This window comes from Streptomyces litmocidini (genome assembly GCF_014649755.1).
Taxonomy (GTDB): domain Bacteria; phylum Actinomycetota; class Actinomycetes; order Streptomycetales; family Streptomycetaceae; genus Streptomyces; species Streptomyces litmocidini.
In genome coordinates, this window is the sequence record NZ_BMTQ01000005.1 from 453,463 (window position 1) to 472,074 (window position 18,612).

The following is an 18,612-nucleotide window of genomic DNA, read 5'->3' on the forward strand; positions in this document are numbered from 1 at the left end:
GGCCCGTTGGGGGCATAACGCCTCCCACCGGCGCGCCGACCTGGGGAGGGGCACGTGCTCAGTACCGCAAGCAGCGCACAGCACAGGGACGTCGTGGAAGCCGTCGACGTCGTCATCGTAGGAGCCGGGATCGCGGGGCTCGCCGCCGCACGCCGACTGACCGGCGCCGGGCTCGCCGTCGCCGTCCTGGAGGCGGAGCCGCAGGTCGGCGGCCGGCTGGCCACCGACCTCGTCGACGGTTTCCGGCTCGACCGGACGGGCCCGCTGCTCACCCTCTCGCCCGAGGAGCTCCGGGCCGCACCGGGGCTCGCCGGGCTCGCGCTGCGCCCGTTCGCCCCCGGCGTGCTCGTGCACAGCGACGGGCGCTACGCGCGGTGGGGCGTCCCGCACCCGCGCCGGCCGGCCGGCCACCGGGGCGGCGGGGTCAACCGTGGCGTGGGGGGAGCGTTCAGCATGGCGCGCGCCCTCGCGAGCGCCCCCCGCAATCCGGCCGCCTCCCTCGACCAGGCGCGGCTCGGCGCCTCCCTCGTCCGGCTCGCCGCGACCCCGGCCGCGCGCCTGCTCGCCCGCCCCGAACGGACCGCCCGGGAGGCCCTCACCGCCCGGCTCCCCGCCCGGACCGTGCAGGGCGTGCTGCGGCCGCTGCTCGCCGCGCTCCTCGCCGACCCCGACCTCGGCATGTCGAGCCGTCAGGCGGACCTCGCGCTACGGACCTTCGCCCGCGCCCGGCCCGCCGTTCCCGAAGGCGGCTCGGCGACGCTCCCCGAACGGCTCGCCGCCGCCCTGCCGCCCGGCACCGTCCGCACCGGCGTCCGGGTCACGGACGTGTCGGTCTCCCGGGTCACGACCGCCGAACACGGCGTCATCGGCTGCCGCTCGGTCCTCCTGGCCACGGGCGCGCGCACGGCGGCGGAGCTGCTGCCGGGCCTGCGCGTCCCCGCCTTCCACCCCGTCACGGTCCTGCACCACACGGCCCCCGTGGCGCCCACCTCGGACCCGACGCTGCTCCTGGAGTCCGACCCGGGCGGACCGGTCGCCCACACGGCGGTGATGAGCGCGGTCGACCCGTCCCGGGCACCGGCCGGCCGGACCCTCATCAGCTCGACGGTGCTCGGGGCACCGCCGGACGACACGGAACGGCGGGTGCGCAAGCACCTGGCCACGCTGTACGGCACGTCCACGGACGACTGGGAGCTGCTGGCCCTCCACCACACCCCGGCGGCGGTCCCCTCGATGCCGCCGCCGCACGACGCCCGGCGCCCGGTCCGGCTGCTGGCCGGGCTGTACGTGTGCGGGGACCACCGGGACGCCGGCACGCCCCAGGGCGCGCTCTCCTCGGCCCACCGGGCGACGGAGGCCCTCCTGACGGACCTGAAGGTCCACCGCCCGGCCCCGGCGGACGACAGAGCGGCCTGACCGCCCCGCCACGGACGCCCGCCCGCCGTACCCCCTGGGTGCGCCCGCCGCCCCCTCGCGGGCGCACCCGCCGGGGTGGCGTCCCCCGTGGTGGGCGCCCGCTGGGACGCCGCCCTCACCCCCGTCACGGGCTGCGCCCGTCCCGCGCCCCCGCCGGTGTGGGTTGCGCTCACGGGGCGGTGCCCGTCCCCGCGCCCCGTCGCGGGCTGCGCCCGCCCCGTTGTGGGCTGCGCCCGCCCTGTTGTGGGCAATCGTTCCGCTGGGGCGGAACGGGTGGGCACAACGGACGGCGCCCCTTGCCGGCGCCCGAGGCTCCCGCGCCTGAACCCGCACCCCGTGCACGGCGCACACGGGTGCGGGTCCAGGCCCGGAACGCGGAGGCGCCGCTATGGGCGCCGTCCCGTGTGCCCACCCGTCCCGCCCAGCGGGACGATTGCCCACACGGGCGGGGTGCGGGGAGGGGCACCACCCCGCAGGGCACGGGCCCCACACGGGCGAGGGCACCGCCCCGCAGGGCGCGGCCTCGCACGGGCAGGGGCGCCGCCCCGCCGGGCGCGGGTCCACACAGGCAGCACCCCGCCGGGCGCGGGCCCGTACGGGCGGGTGGCTGAAGCGGCACCGGGTCCGCGTGGTGGGCGGGGCGCCGTGGGCCCGGGCGGGCCGGGGGCCGGGGGTCAGCCCAGGGTGGCCACCCGGTCGCGGTAGCCGCGGGCCGCCGCCGCGTCACGGTACGGTTCGAGCCGGCGCTCGAAGTCGCGGACGTATTCGAGCGCGCGGGCGGACCGCATCTCGGAGGCCTGCTGCGCCGCCTCCGCGCCCAGCGCGCACGCCTGGTCGAGCTCGCCGAGGGCCAGGCGCGAGGTGGCGAGGACGACCCGGCAGAAGAGCCGGCTGCGGGCGAAACCGGGCGCGCGGAGCTGGAGCGCGCGCTCGGCGTGCTGCGCGGCGGTCCGGTACTGCTGGAGGTCCCGGTGGCAGTGCCCGAGTTCGTCGGCGAGCTGCGCCTCGTCGAAGTGACGCGCCCAGTAGGGGACCTCGTCGCCGGGCCGGGCCGCTTCCAGGGCCCGTTCCGCCCGGGCCAGGGAGGCGCTGCAGACCCGCGCGTCGCCGAGGACGGCGTGTCCGCGGGCCTCGATCGCGTGCAGCATCGCCTGGACGACGGGCGGGGCGGCGGGGCCGACGCCCTGCTGGGCGACGCGGGCGAGCTGGACGGCCTCGCGGCCGTGGCCGAGGTAGACGGCCTGGCAGCTCATGGTGAGGAGCACGTACGAGCCGTAGGCCCGGTCCCCGGCCGCCTGGGCGAGGCGCAGCGCCTGGACGAAGTACCGCTGGGCGAGGCCGTGGGCGGCGATGTCGTACGAGGTCCAGCCGGCGAGCCGGGTGAGGTCGGCGGCGGCGGCGAAGAGGCGGCGGCCGGTGGACTCCCCGTAGGTGCCGCGCAGCATGGGCTCGGCCTCGTGCTCCAGGTAGCGGACGAGGGCCTGGCGGGCGTGGCCGCCGCCGTAGGCGTGGTCGAGGGCGCGGAAGAGCTCGCCGACGGAGCGGAGGGCGGCGATGTCGCCGCTGGAGACCCGCTGGCCGGGGCCCCTGTCCGTGCCGCGCTGGCGGGGGACGGAGAAGCGGCCCTGGGACGGCACCCGGTGTTCGTGCGGGGGCGCTCCGGCGGGGGCGCCCGGTGGGCGGGCGGCCGGGCCGGGGGCGGGTTCGCCGCGGGCGACCCGGTCGTCGGCGCGTCCGATCAGCCAGTCGCGGCTGGGGACGACGAGGCCGGCCGGGGTGAAGGCGATCTTGCGGAGTTCGGCGTGGCTGCCGGAGTCCTTGCGCCACAGGCCGCTGACGATGTCGACGGCCTCCTCGGGGGTGGCGGCGAACTCCAGGCCCGCGTAGACGGGCGCGCAGGCGTCGAGGCCGAGGTCCTGGGCGGAGAGGCGGCGGCCGAGGCGGCGGGTGAAGACCTCGGCGATGAGGGCGGGGGTGGTGCCGCGCGGCTGTTGACCGCGGAGCCAGCGGGTCACGGAGGTCTTGTCGTACCGCAGGTCGAGCCCGTGTTCCAGACCGAGCTGGTCGACCCGTCTGGCGAGTCCCGCGTTGGAGAACCCGGCTTCGGCGATGAGCGCGGCGAGCTGGCGGTTCGGGATGCGCTGCGGTGGTCGTTCCGTCATCAGCTGTGCGGTCTCCTGCCTTCCGGGTCCGGGCGGCAGCCCCGTCGGACCCTCATGGAACGGCGTGAATTTAGCGGTCTCCACGGCCCGTACCGCCACCTTCGCCCCACATTCATCCGATCGTGTGAGGATTGACGGCACCGCTGACGTAGGTGCCCCCGTCCACCTGCCGGAGGACCGTCCCCGGCACCGCCGTACAGTGGCATGGGCGCGAATGACGCATGGTGCCGCACCGGCCCGGGATGATCCCCGGTCCCCGGCTTCCGGTACCCAGGAGGAGGCATGGCCGTGAGTGAGCTGCGATTCGTCCGCCTTGGCTTCGGCGAGGAATCCGTCGACTACCAGGTGGCCTGGGACAAGCAGCGCGAGGTGCACGCCGCGCGGTTCGCCGACGAGATCGACGACACCTGTCTGCTGGTGGAGCACCCGCCGGTCTACACGGCCGGTCGGCGCACGCAGGAGAACGAGCGCCCCCTGGACGGGACGCCGGTGGTGGACGTGGACCGGGGCGGCAAGATCACCTGGCACGGTCCGGGCCAGCTGGTCGGCTATCCGATCATGAAGCTGCCCCGCCCGGTGGACGTCGTCGCGCACGTGCGCCGCCTGGAGGAGGCCCTGATCCGTACGGCCGCCGAGTTCGGCGTGGAGACCTCCCGGGTCGAGGGCCGCAGCGGCGTGTGGGTCCTGGGCGATCCGGTCGAGCAGCGGCCGTCGGTCGGCGGGCTGTCCCTCGATTTCGACCCGCGGCTGACGGACGAGGAGTTCGACCCGCGTCTGAACGGTCCCGAGTACGCCCCGTCCAACGCCGGCCAGCGCCGCGAGGACCGGAAGCTCGCCGCGATCGGCATCCGGGTCGCCAAGGGCGTCACCATGCACGGCTTCGCCCTCAACGTGAACCCGGACAACACCTGGTTCGACCGGATCATCCCGTGCGGCATCCGCGACGCGGGCGTGGCCTCGCTCGCCGACGAGCTGGGCCGTGACGTCACGATCGAGGAGGTGCTGCCGGTGGTGGAGAAGCACCTGCGGGACGTGCTGGAGAACGCGGAACCGAAGCCGCGGGAGATCGAGCGCGAGAGCGCGGGCGAAGGCGCGCGCGAGACGGAGCGGGCCTCGGCCCCGGCTTCGGTCTGAGGAATGCCGAGCTCTGGCCACGGGTTGGCCAGGCGTAGAGCAAGGCATGGAAGCAACGGGCGTACCCTGGTGTGCGCCGAAGAATCGAAGCTACAGGAGCCGATGTGTCCGCAGTCGCCCCCGACGGACGCAAGATGCTGCGCCTGGAGGTCCGGAACGCCCAGACCCCCATCGAGCGCAAGCCCGAGTGGATCAAGACCCGCGCGAAGATGGGTCCGGAGTACACGAAGATGCAGGGCCTCGTGAAGAGCGAGGGCCTGCACACGGTCTGCCAGGAGGCGGGCTGTCCCAACATCTTCGAGTGCTGGGAGGACCGCGAGGCGACCTTCCTCATCGGCGGTGACCAGTGCACCCGGCGCTGCGACTTCTGCCAGATCGACACGGGCAAGCCCGAGGCGCTGGACCGCGACGAGCCGCGCCGCGTGGGCGAGTCGGTCGTCACGATGGACCTGAACTACGCCACCATCACGGGCGTCGCGCGCGACGACCTGGAGGACGGCGGCGCCTGGCTGTACGCGGAGACCGTGCGCCAGATCCACCGGCAGACGGCGGAGCGCGCCGAGGGCCGCACCAAGGTCGAGCTGCTGGCCCCCGACTTCAACGCGGTGCCGGAGCTCCTGAAGGAGGTCTTCGACTCCCGCCCGGAGGTCTTCGCGCACAACGTCGAGACCGTCCCGCGGATCTTCAAGCGGATCCGTCCGGGCTTCCGTTACGAGCGCTCCCTGGACGTCATCACCCGGGCCCGCGACTACGGTCTGGTCACGAAGTCGAACCTGATCCTCGGCATGGGCGAGACCCGCGAGGAGATCAGCGAGGCGCTCCGGCAGCTGCACGACGCGGGGTGCGAGCTCATCACGATCACGCAGTACCTGCGCCCCTCGGTCCGGCACCACCCCGTGGAGCGCTGGGTCAAGCCGCAGGAGTTCGTGGAGCTGAAGGAGGAGGCCGACGAGATCGGCTTCTCCGGCGTGATGTCGGGCCCGCTGGTCCGCTCCTCGTACCGCGCGGGCCGGCTCTACCAGCAGGCGATCGAGAAGCGCGGCGCGGTCGACAACGCGACGCAGGCGGTCTGAGCCGTCCGCGAGGCCGTGTGAATCGGCGCACAAGTAGTTACCGGTCGGTACTGGCCGGATCCGGCGCGGCCCGGACGCTCCCGCAGCTCAGCGGGGGCGTCCGGGCCGCTTCGGTGTCCGTCCGGTCCTCCACCTGGCCGCATCAACGTTTCATCAGTGTTTGACCACCGGGTCACGCCCTGGTAACACCGACCTGTGAGCCTGGTTTCACTCACCGCCACCCCCCGCTCACACCCCCGCCTCGTCTCACCCGCAATCGAGGGAGGACCCCGACATGCCGGCCGCATCGACGCACGTCCGCGTCACCGCGATCCCGTCCGTCACCGACGCCCTGAAGGCCGTGGAGTCGCTGCTCCTGGGCGCCGGCCAGCGCACCGCCCGGCGGAACGCCTGGAACTCCGTCCTGGAGGACCGCCGCCGCGCCAAGGACCGGGTGGAGGCCCAGCACGTGATGGAGGCCGCGTCGGGCCGGGCTTCCCGGGCCACGTAAACTTCTGGACATGGCGAGGAAGGCAAACACGAGCAGCGCTGACGCTGCGAACCCCGGGCGACTGAAGCAGATCGCCCTCACGTACCAGATGACCCGGAAGGCCGACCCCAAGGTCGGTCTGGTCGTCGCGGGCGTGGGCATCGGCGTACTCGGTGTCCTCCTCGCGATCGGCTTCCTCATCGGTCATCCGGTCTATCTGGGCATCCTGGGCTTCGTCCTGGCCCTCCTGGCCGCGGCCATCGTCTTCGGGCGACGCGCCGAGCGCGCGGCCTTCGGGCAGATGGAGGGCCAGCCGGGCGCGGCGGCGGCGGTGCTGCAGAACGTCGGACGCGGCTGGACGACGACCCCCGCGGTCGCGATGAACCGCAGCCAGGACGTCGTGCACCGCGCGGTCGGCCGGGCCGGCATCGTGCTGGTGGCCGAGGGCAACCCGAACCGGGTCAAGACCCTGCTCGCGGCCGAGAAGAAGCGGATGAACCGCGTCGTGATCGACGTGCCGGTGCACGACATCATCGTCGGCGACGGCGAGGGCCAGGTGCCCCTGAAGAAGATCCGCACGACCATGCTCAAGATGCCCCGCGTGCTCACCGGCCCGCAGGTGACCGCGGCCAACGACCGGCTGCGGGCGATGGGCGACCTGATGAGCAACATGCCGCTGCCGAAGGGCCCGATGCCGAAGGGCATGCGGATGCCGCGCGGCGGAAAGACGCGCTGACACCCGACCTGACGGAAAGGCCCCGGACCGAGCGGTCCGGGGCCTTTCCCGTCTCCTGATCCCCGATCCGGAGACTCCTGATCTCGGATCCGGAGACTCCTGATCTCGGATCCGGAGACTCCTGGTCTCAGATCCGGACCTGGACGGCGCCGGAGAGGCGGTCGTGGAGGCCGCGTCCGTCGCGGTCCCAGATGAGGGCCGGGATCGCGAGGCAGACGAGCAGGGAGCGGATCGCGACCCGGAAGAGGCCGAGGCGGCCGCCGTTCACGGAGACGACGCGCAGGCCGAAGAGGCGCTTGCCGGGCGTCGAGCCGACGGTGCCGACGGTCAGGACGGCCAGGACGAACAGGATGAGCAGGGCCCAGTTGCCCGTCGCCTGGTTGTAGCCGTCGGTGATCAGGCCGTATGCGATCAGGATGCAGAGGGCCCAGTCGACGGCGAGGGCGCCCAGGCGCCGCCCGGGGCGGGCGATCGAGCCGGGACCCTCCTCGGGCAGCCCGAGCTGCTCACCGCGGTAGCCGAAGTCGACGCCTGCGTCCTCGGCCGCCGCGCGGGGGCCGGAGAGCCAAGATCCGAGTGCTTGCCTGTTGTCCACCCGACCACGGTACTGTGCCCGTTTTCGATCACTTCGGCGCGGGTGGGCGTACGGGGCCGGGGAGGCGGAGCGACACCCGGCCCGGTTAACTTCGACGAAACAAATGGGTCATGCTTGAGAAATCCCGTCTGCCTATGGTCGGGTCCAGCGTGTGCCACCGCACTGGCCGCACGACCGAGCTGCAACCCCGCCCCTCCCCGGGCCGGGAGTAGGAGGAGTTGGATGTCCCAGAACGGCTTCCAGAACGCCGACGAAGTCCAGAAGTTCATCAAGGACAACGACGTCAAGATGGTCGACGTCCGATTCTGTGACCTTCCGGGCGTGATGCAGCACTTCACGATCCCGGCGACCGCCTTCGACCCGGCGGACGAGCTCGCCTTCGACGGCTCGTCGATCCGCGGCTTCCAGGCCATCCACGAGTCCGACATGGCGCTCCGCGCCGACCTGTCGACGGCCCGCGTGGACCCCTTCCGCCGCGACAAGACGCTGAACATCAACTTCTTCATCCACGACCCGATCACGGGCGAGGCCTACAGCCGCGACCCGCGGAACATCGCGAAGAAGGCCGAGGCGTACCTCGCCTCCACCGGCATCGCCGACACCGCCTACTTCGGCCCCGAGGCGGAGTTCTACGTCTTCGACTCGGTGCGCTTCGAGACCTCGGCGAACCAGGGCTTCTACCACATCGACTCCGAGGCCGGCGCCTGGAACACCGGTGCGGAGGAGAACAACCGCGGTTACAAGGTCCGCTACAAGGGCGGCTACTTCCCGGCCCCGCCGGTCGACCACTTCGCCGACCTGCGCTCGGAGATGTCCCTGGAGCTGGAGAACGTCGGCCTCCAGGTCGAGCGCCAGCACCACGAGGTCGGCACCGCCGGCCAGGCCGAGATCAACTACAAGTTCAACACGCTGCTCGCCTCGGCCGACGACCTGATGCTGTTCAAGTACATCATCAAGAACGTCGCCTGGCGCAACGGCAAGACCGCGACCTTCATGCCGAAGCCGATCTTCGGCGACAACGGCTCGGGCATGCACGTCCACCAGTCGCTGTGGTCGAACGGCGAGCCGCTGTTCTACGACGAGACGGGCTACGCGGGCCTCTCGGACACCGCCCGCTACTACATCGGCGGCATCCTCAAGCACGCCCCGTCGCTGCTCGCCTTCACCAACCCGACGGTGAACTCGTACCACCGCCTGGTGCCGGGCTTCGAGGCCCCGGTCAACATGGTGTACTCGCAGCGCAACCGCTCCGCCGCCATGCGCATCCCGATCACGGGCTCGAACCCGAAGGCCAAGCGCGTCGAGTTCCGCGCGCCGGACCCGTCCTCGAACCCGTACCTCGCCTTCTCGGCGCTGCTCCTCGCGGGCCTCGACGGCATCAAGAACAAGATCGAGCCCGCGGAGCCGATCGACAAGGACCTGTACGAGCTCGCTCCCGAGGAGCACGCCAACGTCCAGCAGGTCCCGACCAACCTGGAGGCCGTCCTCAGGGCCCTCGAGGACGACAACGAGTACCTCCAGGCCGGTGGCGTCTTCACCTCCGACCTGATCGAGACCTGGATCGACTACAAGCGCACCCACGAGATCGCCCCGATCCAGCTGCGCCCGCACCCGCACGAGTTCGAGCTCTACTTCGACCTCTAAACCGCGGGGCCACCGCCCGAAGCCGTCGGCCGTGTCCCTCCCTCCGGGGAGGGACACGGCCGACGGCCGTTTCCGGCGCCCCTCTCCCGTGGCTCCCGGGCCGTCCTCGCACACTTCGGCCTCGCCGTGGACGACCCGGAGGTGCTGCTGAGCGCGGCAGCGGTCGGCCTGGTCCTCGATGCCTGGCGCGGCACAGGGCGGGCGCTGCTCGACGAGCCGGAGGGCGGGGGTGCGGAGGAGTGAAGCACTACGAATGTGCGAACAGCTGACGAACTCCTGTCTGTACCTGCCGGTAGGGTCTTCACTCTCCGCGACTGACCGATAGCGTGTCGTCGTCGCTGCCGCCACACCCGGAGCACAGGGCTCCGCTGGGACTAGCTGGCGCGATGAGGACTGCCTACGTGACACAGGCGGCTTTCGCCCCTGCCGAGACGCTCCGACTCCAGCCGTACACCGATCACTGCCGCGTCATCGCCGACGAGGGCGCGCACGTGGTCATCGGCGTCTCCCCGGGAAACAGTTATTTCACCGCCCAGCGGCTGCGCGAGCTGACGCGCTGGGGCTCGGACCACTTCGATCAGGTCGATCTCGTCTACACCGATCTGCATGTCGCCGACATGTACGAGGCGCTGGGGTACGGGGCCGACGAGGCGCGGCGGAAGGCCGTCAAGAACCTGCGGGGGGTGCGGGCGAAGGTCGGCGCGGCCGTGGCGGAGGCCGATCCCACGGGGGTGCGGGTACGGGCCCGCGGGATGTCGGAGTTCGGGGACGTCCCGGCCTACCGCGAGCTGCACCGCACGGTGCTCGACGCGGTGGCCGCGGACCCCGTGGTGCGGGAGACCTGCGATGCGCTGACCGGGATCTTCCTGGCCGGGAAGCTGGCGCCGGGGCAGCGGACGGACGAACGGCAGCGGGAGGTGTGCCGGGCGTACATCTGCGCCGAGGTGCCGCTGTTCCTGGACACGCCCGCGATCCTCGGCGTGCCGTCCTCGCTCAACTGCTACCACCAGGCCCTGCCCCTGGCCGATCTGCTGTACGGGCGGGGGTCCGGGCTCCGGGCCTCGCGCAACCAGGGCCACGGCATCCTCACCCCCGTCGAGAACACCGTCGAAGGAGCCGCGCGATGAGCGTCGCCGTCGAGAACCTGCCCGCCTTCCCCTTCGACTGGGACGGGACCCGGCTGCCCGCCGAGGTCGACGCGCTGCGCGCCGAGCCGGTGCGGAAGGTCCGCACGATCGCCGGGGCCGAGGCCTGGCTGGTCTCCTCGTACGAGCTGTGCCGGCAGGTCCTGGAGGACCCGAGGTTCAGCCTGAAGGACACCTCGGCGCCGGGGGCGCCCCGGCAGTACGCGCTGACGATCCCGCCGCACGTGGTGAACAACATGGGCAACATCACCGGAGCCGGGCTGCGCAAGGCCGTCATGAAGGCGATCAACCCGAAGGCGCCCGGCCTGGAGGAGTGGCTGCGGGAACGGGCCGGGGCCCTGGTGGACGCGCTGGTCGCCGAGGGGGCGCCCGGGGAGCTGCGGGGCGCCTACGCCGATCCGTACTCGGCAGGGCTGCACTGCCGGATGCTGGGCATCCCGGAGGAGGACGGGCCGCGGCTGCTGCGCAGTCTGGACGTGGCCTTCATGAACGCGCCGCGCGAGATCGAGGCGGCCCGGCTCCACTGGGACCGGGACATCGCGTACATGACGGAGCGGCTCGACGATCCGGCGACGGGCGGCCTGATGGCGGAGCTCGCGGCGCTGCGCGAGGACCCGGAGTACGCCCATCTGCCGGACGAGATGCTGGCGACGGTGGGCGTGACGCTGTTCGGGGCCGGGGTGATCTCCACCGCCGGGTTCCTGACGATGGCGCTGGTGTCGGTGCTGACCCGGCCGGACGTGCGGGAGGCGCTGACCGCCGACGGCGGGCGCGGGGTCGCCGGGGCGATGGACGAGCTGCTGCGGGTCAACCTGTCGATCGGCGACGGGCTGCCGCGCCTCGCCCTGGAGGACGTACGGCTGGGCGAGGCCGAGGTGCGGGCCGGCGAGCTCGTCCTGGTGCTCGTGGAGGCCGCGAACCACGATCCGGAGCGCTTCCCGGACCCGCTGGCCTTCCGGCCCGACCGGGAGAACGCCGCCGAGCACCTCTCCTTCGGCGGCGGGCGGCACTACTGCCCGGCGACGGCGCTCGGCAAGCGGCACGCCGAGATCGCCCTGGAGACGCTCCTCGGCCGGCTGCCGGGGCTGCGGCTCGCGGTCCCGGTCGAGCAGCTGGTGTGGCGCACCAACTTCATGAAGCGGCTCCCCGAGCGGCTGCCGGCGGCCTGGTAGCGGACGGGGTCCGGCGACGGCGCTGCCCGGCCCCGCCCGGGCAGCGCCATCGCCGGTGTCAGCGGCCGTAGCGGATCAGGGCGCGGACCATGCGGCACGTGGTGTCGGAAGGCGGGCGGATGCCGATGTCGGCGGCCGTCGCGCTTATCGCCGCGTTCGTCGCCTTCGACGGGACGTAGACGCCGGCGTCGAGCAGCGCGATCGCGAGGCGCATGGCCTTCAGACGGCGGTTGTGGGACACGTACCACTCACGGGGGCGGCCCGCGGGGAGCGGCTTCTTCTCGAGCGGCTTCCAGGGTTCGAGGGACGGCGTCCGGATCACGGCGAGAGCCATGGGCTACCTCCTGGCGAACGGTAGGCGCGGGCCCTCCTCGGGACCCTCACCTTCACCCCCCATTTTAGAGACCCCCACTGACAATCGCTGCTGGCCAGGTGGGGTTTGGGGGGTGTTCCAGAGAACCGTGGGGGGTACCGTACGGGCCATGGAGATCTGGATCAATCCCGCCTGTTCCAAGTGCCGCGGCGCCCTCACCCTCCTCGACGCGGAGGGTGCCGACTACACCGTGCGCCGCTATCTGGAGGACGTCCCCTCGCCCGAGGAGATCCGGGCGGTGCTCGACCGGCTCGGGCTCGAACCCTGGGACATCACGCGGACCGGCGAGGACGTCGCCGAGGAGCTCGGCGTGAAGGAGTGGCCCCGGGACGGGACCGCCCGGGAGAAGTGGATCGGGGCGCTCTCCGCCCACCCCGAGCTGATCCAGCGGCCCATCATCACGGCGGAGGACGGCACGGCCGTCGTCGGCCGCACCGAGGAGGCCGTGCGGGACGCGCTCTCCCGCTGAGCGCGAGGACGGGGCCGGGAGCCCGGGACGGGTCCGTCTCCGGACCCCGGCGCCGGGGCCGTCCGCCGCCCTCAGACGCGGGCCGCCCGGTGCTCCGCCTCCTCCAGGATCTCCGTGACGCGCAGGCCGAAGCGGGCGTCGCAGGGATGGGGCTCGCCGGTGCGGGCCGCGGTGACGAGGGCGTCCACGGCCGCGGCGAAGGCCCCCACCGCGCCGTCCCAGCGGGGCATCTCGACCCGGCCCCGGCTGCCGTGCAGGGTGAGGGCCGCCTCCGCCGCCTCCGGGGGCGCGCTCAGGGTGAGCGTGGCCGTGCTGCTCGCTCCCGAGCCGTGCCGCAGCACCAGGTGGTGGGTGCCGTCGGGGCCCGGGACGGCGGTGATGTCGGTGACGTCTCCGAGGACCGGCAGGTAGACGGAGAGGACGTGCGGGCCGACGTCCCAGAGGCCGCCCTTCTCCCGCCGCCACGGCGAGGCCGCGTAGGCGCTGACGGAGCCGGGGCCGTAGAGCGAGCCCAGCCAGTGGGCCTCGCCCAGGAACCAGCCGCCCGCCGCCGCCTGCTCGTCGATCCAGCGGGCCGTCGGCTCCGCGAACCGCAGGGTGCAGAAGACCACCGAGGCGACCCCGGCCGCCTCCACGGCCTCGGCCACCCGGCGGGCGAGCGTCACCGTCGTCGCGACCGGCTTGTCGAGCAGGACGTGGCAGCCGGCCTCCGCAGCCCGCACCGCGAGGGACGCCTGGACGTCGGGCGGGAGGGCCAGGGCGACGGCGTCGCTCGCGGCGAGGAGGGCGTCCACGTCCTCGTACGCCCGGGTGCCGGACGCGGCGGCGAGCTCGGCCGCCGCCTCGGGACGTCTGCCCCACACCCCGCTGAACTCGACGCCCGGGTGCCCGGCGAGCGCGGGCGCGTGCGTCCGCGCGGCCCACGGGCCGGTGCCGAGCAGTCCGATGCGGGGCTTCGCGCCCAGGTGCTTCGCCATGCCCCCAGTCTGCCGGGCGGCACCGACAACGGTCCGGGCGGGGCCACCCCGCGCCCGTGGTCCGACCGGGGGCTCCGCGGCAGTCGTCCACGACCGCCCCGCGACCGGTCGTCCACGACCGCCCCGCCGCCCGTGGTCCGGCCCGGGGTCCGCGGCCGGCCGGACCACGGCCGCCCCTCCCCGCGCGGCCCGACCCGACCGCCCCGCGACCGGTCGTCCGGCGGCCGTCCCGCCGCCCGTGGTCCGACCGCGCGCCCCGGCCCCGCCTCCCCGCCCCTAATCCGCTGGCGGACCTCCCCCCGCCCGGTGTTAGCGTTCCGGCGCCGGCCGCGGGACTCCGGTGCGACTTCCGGAACCTGCCTCTGAAGCAACGTCTTCGCTGTTCGCGCCCTCATTCCCCGGCCGGCACCCGCGCGCTGGAAGGAGAGCACCGTGTCCGAACTCGTCGCCGCCGAGGACGTGCTCCTCTTCGTCAACGCCGCCGTGACCGCCACCGGACAGCGCGAGTTCCGCTCCTCCGCCGCCGAGCAGCGCTTCTCGCTCGCGTTCCTCCACGAGTACGTGCGCGTGAACTACCGGCCCGTGTACGCCGCCGCCCTCGCGCTCGACGTCAACGACCACAACGCCGCGCTCGTCATCGAGCACCTGCTCCGCACGCCGAAGGAGGCGGAGGAGGGCGAGGGCCGGCTGATCGCCGCGCGCCTCGCGCTGCTGCCGCCGCAGCGGGTCTACCGCCTGTTCGGCGCGCTCCGCGCCGCCAGGGTCAACAACCGCCGCACGCGCGCGATCGTGCGCGCGTGGCTCGCGGCCCGCCCCGATCCGGCGCTGGACGCGGTGAAGTACCGGAGTGGTCTGAAGACCGCCCTCCGGCACGTCCACGCGCGGCCCGCCGACGCCGAGACGGGCGACTTCCTCTTCGCGCCGGGCCGCCGCACCCGGTACGAGAACGCCACGCTCGACGCGCACCGCCGGGCGCACTACGAACAGAACGCGCTGTACGAGCTGCCGTTCACGGTCGCCGAGGGCTTCGCCGCGAAGCACGGGGTGCCCCGTGCGGTGTTCCTGGAGCGGATCGCGCCCCGGATGACCCGTCTGGAACGGCTGCGCGCGGACCGGGCGGCCGACCTGTCGGTCATGCCGCTCACCCGGCTCGCCCTGTACGTCCTCGCCCTGCCGTTCGGCGAGCGGGTGGCGCGCCGGGCCGAGCTGACGGACGCGCTGCGCGCCGCCGCCCGGCGCGCGGCGGGGCCGTACGCCGGGAGCTGGGGGCGGGTGGCGGCCGTCCTCGACGACAGTTTCTCCTCCTCCGGTTCGGCGGTGAAGCGGCGCCGGCCGCTGGCCGTGGCCCTCGGCTGTCACTTCCTCCTGGAGGCCCTGGCGGCCCCGGGGGCGTACGCCCCGCTGTGGACGTCGGGCCGTGACGACCCCCTGCTCGTCCACCCCTACGGGCCGACCCCGCTGGGCCTGCGGGTCCTGGACGCCCTGGAGACCGGTCCCGAGCGTCTGGTGGTCGTCTCGGACGGCTGGGACAACGCCCCGCCGGGGCTCGCGGGCGAGGTGCTGCGGGTGTGGCGCACGCGCCTCGATCCGGAGCGGCACACGAGCGTGGTGCACCTCAACCCCGTATACGACGCCGAGGGCTTCGACGTGCGCCGGCTCGCCCCGAGCGTGCCGACGGCCGGGATCCGGGACGCGGAGGACCTGGCGGCCCTGGTGGAGATCGCGCAGTTCGCGGAGGGGCGGACGGGCTTCGCGGAGCTGCGGGCCTATCTGGACCGGAGGGTGGAGCTGTTCCTGGAGGGGGCGGAGGGGTGACGCGGATCGATCTGACCGGACTCGACGTGCGGCCCGCGCAGGTGTGGGGCGGGGTGCGGCTCGTGCCGCTGGTGCGGGACGAGCCGGTGCCGGGGCTGCGGCTGCGCAGGGAGGTGTACGAGGGGTGGGGCGGGGCCTCCGTGGAGCTGGGCGACCGCACCTCGTACACCTCGTACGTCCCGCACGGTTTCGTCGCCGACTGGACGGGGGCGGGGGCGGAGTCCGCCGTGTACGGGTCGCGGCTCGGGGGCGAGGCGGTGCCGGGGTGCGTGCCCCTGCGGCGGATCCACCGGATGGCCGGGCGCCGGCGCGGCAAGGACGGGCGCGCCGAACGGCGGCTGCGGTTCCTGCCGCTGCACCTGGCCCTGGAGGGGTACCTCGCGCTGCACTTCGGGGGGCCGTCCGTGGTCTGGGACGACTGGTCCCGGGAGGCGCTGCGGCGCGGTCTCTCGCCGCGCGCGGAGGCGGCGTACGCGGGGTGGGCGGTGCCGGGCCTCGCGGAGGCGCTGCGGGTCTTCGAGCTGCATCCGGGCCAGTGCGGGCTGCTCCTGTACGTGGCGGACGCGCCGGCGGCGGCGTTCGTGGTGCCGCACCCGGACGACTACCGGCTGCTGCACCCGACGCTGGTCGAGGACCTGTACGGGGAGCTGGTCCACCAGTACGCCCACTACGGCGCCCCGGTGCCCGAGTTCACGGCGCGGATCCGGGACGCGGCCGGCGGCATCCGGGACCTCGCCGACCTGCGGGCGGCGGCGCGGGAGCAGGAGCGGTCCTGGGCGACGGCGCACGACGGGCTGATGGCGCGCGACCTGCTGGAGACGCCGTACTCCTTCGAGCGGGTCCACCGGATGGACGGGTTCGGCCTGTACCGGTTCCTCCCGCCGTTCGAACGGGGCGGGCGGGAGCAGCACATCGGCGAGGTGATCACCGACCGGAAGGGGCGGGCGGCGTACCTGAAGACCTTCCGGCTCTCCGAGAACCAGATCCGGAAGGGGTACCTCCTGAACCGGCTGGCGGACTGCGACTGGCACCTCGGCCGGACCGCGGAGGCGCTCGGGACCTCGTACGCCGAGCTGGTCCGGCGGGTGCGGGGCGCGGGCCTCGGCGGGCTCCTCGACGCCCACGTGGTGGCGCGGCGGCTGCGCGAGGACCGGGAAGGCTGAGTAACACGGGGTTCACATTCGGGCAACCGACGGGAAATCCCGTGTTGCGAAGCTGCGGTCGAACACACACCGCGCAGTCGGCGCGGTGACCGCAGCTTCTCGCAGTGCCGCGAGCCGCGGCGGACCCCCGCAGCAGCACGCCAAAGGATGAGACCCGTGACCTTCAAGGCTGAGTACATCTGGATCGACGGCACCGAGCCGACCGCGAAGCTTCGCTCCAAGACGAAGATCATCGCGGGTGAGGGCCTCGCCCTGGAGGAGCTGCCGATCTGGGGCTTCGACGGTTCCAGCACGAACCAGGCCGAGGGCCACGCCTCGGACCGCGTCCTCAAGCCGGTCTTCTCCTGCCCGGACCCGATCCGCGGCGGCAACGACATCCTGGTGCTGTGCGAGGTCCTCAACACGGACATGACGCCGCACTCCTCCAACACCCGCGCCGCGCTGGCCGAGGTCGCCGGGCGCTACGCCGCGCAGGAGTCGATCTTCGGCATCGAGCAGGAGTACACCTTCTTCGACGGCACCCGTCCGCTCGGCTTCCCGGTGAACGGCTTCCCGGCCCCGCAGGGCGGTTACTACTGCGGCGTCGGCGTGGACGAGATCCACGGCCGCCCGGTCGTCGAGGCGCACCTGGAGAACTGCCTCAAGGCCGGTCTCGGCATCTCCGGCATCAACGCCGAGGTCATGCCCGGCCAGTGGGAGTTCCAGGTCGGCCCGCTGGCCCCGCTCGAGGTCTCGGACCAGCTGTGGATCGCCCGCTGGCTGCTCTACCGCACGGCCGAGGACTTCAACGTCGCCGCGACGCTGGACCCGAAGCCGGTGAAGGGCGACTGGAACGGCGCGGGCGCGCACACCAACTTCTCCACCAAGGCGATGCGCGAGGGCTACGACGCGATCATCACCGCGTGCGAGGCGCTCGGCGAGGGCTCGAAGCCGCTCGACCACGTCAAGAACTACGGCGCCGGCATCGACGAGCGCCTGACGGGCCTTCACGAGACCGCCCCGTGGGACGAGTACTCCTACGGCGTCTCGGACCGCGGCGCCTCGGTCCGCATCCCGTGGCAGGTCGAGCAGGACCAGAAGGGCTACATCGAGGACCGCCGCCCGAACGCGAACGTGGACCCGTACGTGGTGACCCGCCTCATCGTGGACACCTGCTGCGAGGCCCTGGAGAAGGCCGGCCAGGTCTGATCCCCCGCACACCCGGACAGGGGCGCCCGCCGTTTCGCACGGCGGGCGCCCCTGCGGCGTCGTCGGTGCCGCCCGCGACGGCGGGGCCGTGCCCGGCATCACGGTGGAGACCGGGAACGGGGAGAAGCGCGTCCGGCCGTCCGGGGAGGACCCGGCCGGGCGCGTACGGCACAGGGGGCGGGCCGCCGGTCCCCGGCCGGTCGGGGATGTGACGTGACAGGGGGTGCTCAGCTCGTTTCCCTCCTGGTTTAATAGGGATATGGCCATCATGCAGAACGACACCGCGACGGGTCGCCACGACCTCGAGCCGTTCTGGCCTTCCCGTCAGCACCACGACTTCGACCGGTGCTGTCGACGCGTGAGGAACGCGTCGGCCCTCTAACGCCCCGATCGGTACGGTCCGATCCCGGCCTTCGGCCCACGCGCACGACGTACGAGACCCCTCCGTCCGTTCCCCGCGCGAAAGAGCTGACCCGCCATGGCCCACACCCAGACCGCCCCCCTCCAGACCGCCTCCCTCACCGCCGTCCGCCCCGGCCGGCACCGACTGCGCGCCGTCGACCCCGACGAGGTCGTGGACCTCTCCCAGGTGGCGGACTTCCTGCCGCCCGGCGCCACCCTGCTGCCCGCGCCCCAGCACGCGTTGCCGACGCTGCCGGGACGGCCGCCGATGGTCGGGTACCTCGTCCTCGTCCCGGCCGACCGGCAGCCGCGCCTGCCCGCCGCCCCCGCCTCCGTCCCGGCTCCCGGCGCGGCGGAGGAGCAGGGGCCGGTGACCATCGACGGCGTCCAGCGGATCGCCCACGTCGACGGACGGGCGCTCGACCTGACGTACCTGGAGTTCGAGCTGCTCGCCCACCTGGTGGCGCACCCCCACCGGGTGCACACCCGCGACCAGTTGGTCACGACGGTGTGGGGGTACGGACACGTGGGCGACGGCCGGACGGTCGACGTCCACGTGGCCCGACTGCGCCGCAAGCTGGGCGCCGAACACCGCCACACGATCCAGACGGTGCGGCGGGTCGGCTACAAGTACACCCCCTGACCGGACCTCCGGGGTCCTCGTTCCTCCCCCGGCGGA

The 18,612-nt window shown here is 73.5% G+C and carries 17 protein-coding genes; 13 read left to right on the plus strand and 4 right to left on the minus strand.

Going from position 1 to position 18,612, the window contains the following annotated elements; genetic code table 11:
- The first annotated feature begins 54 nt into the window (after positions 1-54).
- Positions 55-1,416 carry an FAD-dependent oxidoreductase gene (locus IE180_RS14275; protein WP_190157228.1) on the plus strand — a complete coding sequence of 454 codons (1,362 nt, stop codon included), beginning with the start codon at positions 55-57 and terminating at the stop codon, positions 1,414-1,416.
- Positions 1,417-2,090: 674 nt separating this feature from the next.
- Here IE180_RS14275 and IE180_RS14280 read toward each other — a convergent pair.
- Positions 2,091-3,578, minus strand: coding sequence for an NsdA family TPR-like regulatory protein (locus IE180_RS14280; RefSeq protein WP_190157229.1), 1,488 nt, complete (start codon positions 3,576-3,578; stop codon positions 2,091-2,093).
- Between the two features lie 288 nt (positions 3,579-3,866).
- Between IE180_RS14280 and lipB the strand changes: the two genes are divergently transcribed.
- The 4 genes from lipB (at position 3,867) to IE180_RS14300 (ending at position 6,990) form a co-directional block, all read left to right on the plus strand.
- Entirely contained in the window at positions 3,867-4,712 is an 846-nt protein-coding gene (lipB, locus tag IE180_RS14285) for a lipoyl(octanoyl) transferase LipB (protein WP_190157230.1), read from the plus strand.
- Positions 4,713-4,816: 104 nt separating this feature from the next.
- Positions 4,817-5,785: a lipoyl synthase gene (lipA, locus tag IE180_RS14290; RefSeq protein WP_190157231.1), complete on the plus strand. Its 969-nt coding sequence runs from the start codon at positions 4,817-4,819 to the stop codon at positions 5,783-5,785.
- Positions 5,786-6,059: 274 nt separating this feature from the next.
- Positions 6,060-6,275, plus strand: coding sequence for an SCO2195 family GlnR-regulated protein (locus tag IE180_RS14295; protein WP_190157232.1), 216 nt, complete (start codon positions 6,060-6,062; stop codon positions 6,273-6,275).
- 10 nt (positions 6,276-6,285) lie between these two features.
- The gene (locus IE180_RS14300) at positions 6,286-6,990 is read left to right on the plus strand and encodes a DUF4191 domain-containing protein (protein WP_190157233.1); all 705 of its coding nucleotides are present in this window, start codon (positions 6,286-6,288) and stop codon (positions 6,988-6,990) included.
- Positions 6,991-7,117: 127 nt separating this feature from the next.
- On the opposite strand, the gene IE180_RS14305 is transcribed toward IE180_RS14300, so the two are convergent.
- Positions 7,118-7,585 carry an RDD family protein gene (locus tag IE180_RS14305; protein ID WP_190157234.1) on the minus strand — a complete coding sequence of 156 codons (468 nt, stop codon included), beginning with the start codon at positions 7,583-7,585 and terminating at the stop codon, positions 7,118-7,120.
- A gap of 222 nt (positions 7,586-7,807) precedes the next feature.
- On the opposite strand from IE180_RS14305, the gene glnA reads away from it, so the two are divergent.
- The 3 genes from glnA (at position 7,808) to IE180_RS14320 (ending at position 11,546) form a co-directional block, all read left to right on the plus strand.
- Positions 7,808-9,229 (plus strand): type I glutamate--ammonia ligase, encoded by a 1,422-nt coding sequence (gene glnA, locus IE180_RS14310; protein WP_190157235.1) that lies wholly within the window; start codon positions 7,808-7,810, stop codon positions 9,227-9,229.
- A gap of 401 nt (positions 9,230-9,630) precedes the next feature.
- The gene (locus tag IE180_RS14315; protein ID WP_190157236.1) at positions 9,631-10,356 is read left to right on the plus strand and encodes a cyclodityrosine synthase; all 726 of its coding nucleotides are present in this window, start codon (positions 9,631-9,633) and stop codon (positions 10,354-10,356) included.
- Positions 10,353-11,546, plus strand: coding sequence for a cytochrome P450 (locus IE180_RS14320; protein WP_190157237.1), 1,194 nt, complete (start codon positions 10,353-10,355; stop codon positions 11,544-11,546). Before IE180_RS14315 ends, IE180_RS14320 begins: the two co-directional genes overlap by 4 nt.
- A 58-nt stretch (positions 11,547-11,604) precedes the next feature.
- Here the strand turns inward: IE180_RS14320 and IE180_RS14325 are convergent, their stop codons facing one another.
- Complete coding sequence (locus IE180_RS14325; protein ID WP_190157238.1) at positions 11,605-11,880, minus strand: hypothetical protein; 276 nt, start codon at positions 11,878-11,880, stop codon at positions 11,605-11,607.
- 148 nt (positions 11,881-12,028) lie between these two features.
- On the opposite strand from IE180_RS14325, the gene IE180_RS14330 reads away from it, so the two are divergent.
- Positions 12,029-12,388, plus strand: a complete 360-nt coding sequence (locus IE180_RS14330) for an ArsC/Spx/MgsR family protein (RefSeq protein WP_190157239.1) — start codon at positions 12,029-12,031, stop codon at positions 12,386-12,388.
- Between the two features lie 71 nt (positions 12,389-12,459).
- On the opposite strand, the gene IE180_RS14335 is transcribed toward IE180_RS14330, so the two are convergent.
- A complete protein-coding gene (locus IE180_RS14335; RefSeq protein WP_190157240.1) occupies positions 12,460-13,365 on the minus strand; it encodes a Gfo/Idh/MocA family protein in 906 nt (301 codons plus the stop codon).
- Positions 13,366-13,797: 432 nt separating this feature from the next.
- Here IE180_RS14335 and IE180_RS14340 point away from each other — a divergent pair, with 432 nt between their 5' ends.
- The 4 genes from IE180_RS14340 to IE180_RS14355 all read left to right on the plus strand — a co-directional run bounded on the left by IE180_RS14340 (position 13,798) and on the right by IE180_RS14355 (position 18,576).
- A complete protein-coding gene (locus IE180_RS14340) occupies positions 13,798-15,180 on the plus strand; it encodes a hypothetical protein (protein ID WP_229860472.1) in 1,383 nt (460 codons plus the stop codon).
- The gene (locus tag IE180_RS14345) at positions 15,177-16,343 is read left to right on the plus strand and encodes an ARPP-2 domain-containing protein (protein WP_190157241.1); all 1,167 of its coding nucleotides are present in this window, start codon (positions 15,177-15,179) and stop codon (positions 16,341-16,343) included. Before IE180_RS14340 ends, IE180_RS14345 begins: the two co-directional genes overlap by 4 nt.
- Positions 16,344-16,499: 156 nt before the next feature.
- A complete protein-coding gene (glnII, locus tag IE180_RS14350) occupies positions 16,500-17,531 on the plus strand; it encodes a glutamine synthetase (protein WP_190157242.1) in 1,032 nt (343 codons plus the stop codon).
- A 478-nt stretch (positions 17,532-18,009) separates the two neighbouring features.
- Positions 18,010-18,576: a winged helix-turn-helix domain-containing protein gene (locus IE180_RS14355; RefSeq protein ID WP_190157243.1), complete on the plus strand. Its 567-nt coding sequence runs from the start codon at positions 18,010-18,012 to the stop codon at positions 18,574-18,576.
- The last annotated feature ends 36 nt before the right edge of the window (positions 18,577-18,612 follow it).

What these genes read in the sequence shown, in the direction of transcription:
- IE180_RS14280 (WP_190157229.1), bottom strand. Translation starts at nt 3,578, where the DNA reads ATGACGGAACGACCACCGCAGCGCATCCCGAACCGCCAGCTCGCCGCG.
- IE180_RS14295 (WP_190157232.1), top strand. Translation starts at nt 6,060, where the DNA reads ATGCCGGCCGCATCGACGCACGTCCGCGTCACCGCGATCCCGTCCGTC.
- IE180_RS14300 (WP_190157233.1), top strand. Translation starts at nt 6,286, where the DNA reads ATGGCGAGGAAGGCAAACACGAGCAGCGCTGACGCTGCGAACCCCGGG.
- glnA (WP_190157235.1), top strand. Translation starts at nt 7,808, where the DNA reads ATGTCCCAGAACGGCTTCCAGAACGCCGACGAAGTCCAGAAGTTCATC.
- IE180_RS14320 (WP_190157237.1), top strand. Translation starts at nt 10,353, where the DNA reads ATGAGCGTCGCCGTCGAGAACCTGCCCGCCTTCCCCTTCGACTGGGAC.
- IE180_RS14325 (WP_190157238.1), bottom strand. Translation starts at nt 11,880, where the DNA reads ATGGCTCTCGCCGTGATCCGGACGCCGTCCCTCGAACCCTGGAAGCCG.
- IE180_RS14330 (WP_190157239.1), top strand. Translation starts at nt 12,029, where the DNA reads ATGGAGATCTGGATCAATCCCGCCTGTTCCAAGTGCCGCGGCGCCCTC.
- IE180_RS14335 (WP_190157240.1), bottom strand. Translation starts at nt 13,365, where the DNA reads ATGGCGAAGCACCTGGGCGCGAAGCCCCGCATCGGACTGCTCGGCACC.
- IE180_RS14355 (WP_190157243.1), top strand. Translation starts at nt 18,010, where the DNA reads ATGGCCCACACCCAGACCGCCCCCCTCCAGACCGCCTCCCTCACCGCC.